Annotated in this window: 3 protein-coding genes; all 3 read right to left on the reverse strand. The window is 45.8% G+C overall.

Features of this window, described 5'->3' with window-relative positions:
- Positions 1-295: 295 nt before the first annotated feature.
- Positions 296-766, reverse strand: a complete 471-nt coding sequence (locus ABF463_RS14385; RefSeq protein ID WP_415533721.1) for a transposase — start codon at positions 764-766, stop codon at positions 296-298.
- The gene (locus tag ABF463_RS14390; RefSeq protein WP_415534709.1) at positions 756-1769 is read right to left on the reverse strand and encodes a transposase; all 1014 of its coding nucleotides are present in this window, start codon (positions 1767-1769) and stop codon (positions 756-758) included. Before ABF463_RS14390 ends, ABF463_RS14385 begins: the two co-directional genes overlap by 11 nt.
- A gap of 430 nt (positions 1770-2199) precedes the next feature.
- On the reverse strand, positions 2200-2528 hold a 329-nt coding region (locus tag ABF463_RS14395; RefSeq protein WP_415534711.1), incomplete at its 5' end, for a 4'-phosphopantetheinyl transferase superfamily protein.

Consider the following 2528-nt stretch of genomic DNA (forward strand, 5'->3'; position numbering starts at 1 on the left):
GCTTTACTTCTTCCGGTCTTTTGCGAAAAAACCAAGCGCATCCTTGAGAATCTCAGAAAATAAGCTAATCAGTAAGAAAGCGCAGTATAAAGCTTACTTATATTCGCACAAAAAATAAAAAGGGGCTGTTGCAAAACGGAAGTTGAGCAACAGCCCCTATCTTGTTCCGAAAAATGTTTTAATCGGCGTTCATTTGTTGAAAACTGGCCGTATGGTTGAAAATTTGGGTGCAGCAACGCTGGGTTAGGCCATTTGGACACCACCCGAATACTGTCAATTTTCTGTTTTTCCAATACTACTCTTTTTTCAGCGCAAAAAGATGCGTTTGCAAGCGATCGGCATTACACTTTGCCCATAACTTGTTCAGGTTATAACTCAAGCATAACAGATACAGTTCCGTGGAGATGTTTGTTCGACCGCGTGTCAGAAAACGCTTGAACTTGCGGTCGTTTTTCAGCACACCGAAGGCTCCCTCCACCTGAATGGAACGATTAAGCCGAAGCTGGATACCGCGTTCCGTCATGATGTTTTTTGGGGATTGTTTGCTGAGCCGCAGCAGATCGATCGACACGCGCAGTTCTTTGGGCTTGCTCTCTTTTGCTTTGCAGCAGGATTCCCGGTGCGTGCAATCGACGCAACTTTCGCAACGGTAATACGCCATCGTCTGGAAGCGCCCTTGTTTGCCAAGTTGAGTACATTCACGCCGAAATTTCAGCTTTCTTCCCGCTGTGCAGATGTAGCAGCCTGCCTGCACATCATACTGCATATTTTCCCTGCGGCCAAGTTGCGATTTGAACTTTTTTTTGCGCTTCATAGTGGATGGGCTTGATGAAACTAATTTGACCATTCTCCTGAAGGAACAGGTAGTGATCCGTGCTCTCATAGCCTGCATCCGCTGTTATGTCGCGATAATTCATCCCATGCTGTCGCTGCAGATGCCGAAGGAAGGGCTGCAAGGTGCCGCTGTCCGTTCGATTAGAAAACACCGCCACGCCGGTGATGTATTCGCTGTTGACGGCAATCTGCACATTGTAGCCCGGTTTGAGCTGTCCATTGCGCATATGGTCTTCTTTCATATGTATAAAAGTGGCATCCGGGTCGGTTTTAGAATAGCTGTTGCGGGTATTGCCCCTTGTGAACAGCTTTTCCCATGCACGCTGTTCTGGCGGCTTCCGATGACCAATCCCATGAACAAACGAAATTCCGGCTTTTACACAGGTTACTTGCTCCTCAGTTACCAGTACCCGCAGTTTGTTCAGGGTTACATTTCCAACGATTCCTCTGCGTCCAAATTCCTGACGCACCTGTTCTTTTACCTTGGCCAGGTACTTTTCCGTTGTTTTACGCCAGACGAATGTGTAGCGGCTGGCCTTGCTTTCCAGTTTGGTACCGTCTATGAACACCTCGTTGTGTTCCGTTTCACTCATTTTCTCCAACCGGCGCACAAACTGATAGAACAGGCCCTCCATTGCGTCTTTGGTACGCCCGGTACGGAACCGCGAAAACGTGCTGTAATCCGGGACCGGTTCGCCCTGCAGCAGCCACATAAAGTCCACTCGCTTCCGGCATGCTTCTTCCAGCTTGCGGGTCGAGTAGATGCCGCACATGTAGCCGTATACTAATACCTCAAAGATGATCCGGGGCTCGGCTGCCGATTTTCTTCCCTGTGAAGAATAGGTGCGATACAGTTCCCTGTAATCCAGTTCCTCAAGCTGCGCGCTGGCCAGCCGCACCGGGTCATCCGTGGGTATTACGATTTCCTTGTCCATTGGGAGCGTCAACTGTTGAAGTTTCCGCTCATATTTGGTATGCTCTAAGCGTCTTGGTTTTTTTGTTGAGGTTGTTTTGCAACAGCCCCTTGCCACCGCTGTTGGTATTATCAAGAATCCAGCTTGTACGTTACTCAGAGAGCCGCATGTTTCGACGCGGTTTTCAGACCTTTTTATCAGGAATTTGTCATCGTGAACCCGACCTGAAGCCTTGATTCGTCGGACCAGTTCCTGATAGTTCGGAATCTCTGATAACCGATGCTAGCCGGTGCTGATTTCCACTTGCCGAGAAGCAGTTGACAGATGCGGATCGCTTTAAGCTAAATCAACATCAAAAATAGGACAAGAGTAAGCCTCTCGTATGTATGAAACCGCCTGAAATCCTTTTTAGAAATTCATATGAACGCTGGCGGGTATATAAGGAACCTTACTATACCATCAATATTGGAATCACATCTTCCAAGTCAATACAAGTGACATTTCTGTAAATTTCATCTTCCTCTTCCTCAAAACAAATTGAAATAATATATTCAGTGCCAATTATAAACTGTTTGAAGTGTAGATGAGTATCAGTATCAGCAGAAAGGCCAGAAAATTCAATGCCCTTTTTTGAAATGTAAAATTTAAATGAATTTAATAAAAGTGATAAGCCGTTTCCCAAGTGCTTTATATAGCTCTCTTTTAGAGTCCAATATTTATAAAAAGCAAGATCTTTCCCTTTGCTTGTTTTAGTAATAATATGTTGATACTCTTCAGTTG

Origin of the sequence: Ethanoligenens sp. (assembly GCF_047718355.1) — a bacterium.
Classification (GTDB): domain Bacteria; phylum Bacillota; class Clostridia; order Oscillospirales; family Ethanoligenentaceae; genus Ethanoligenens.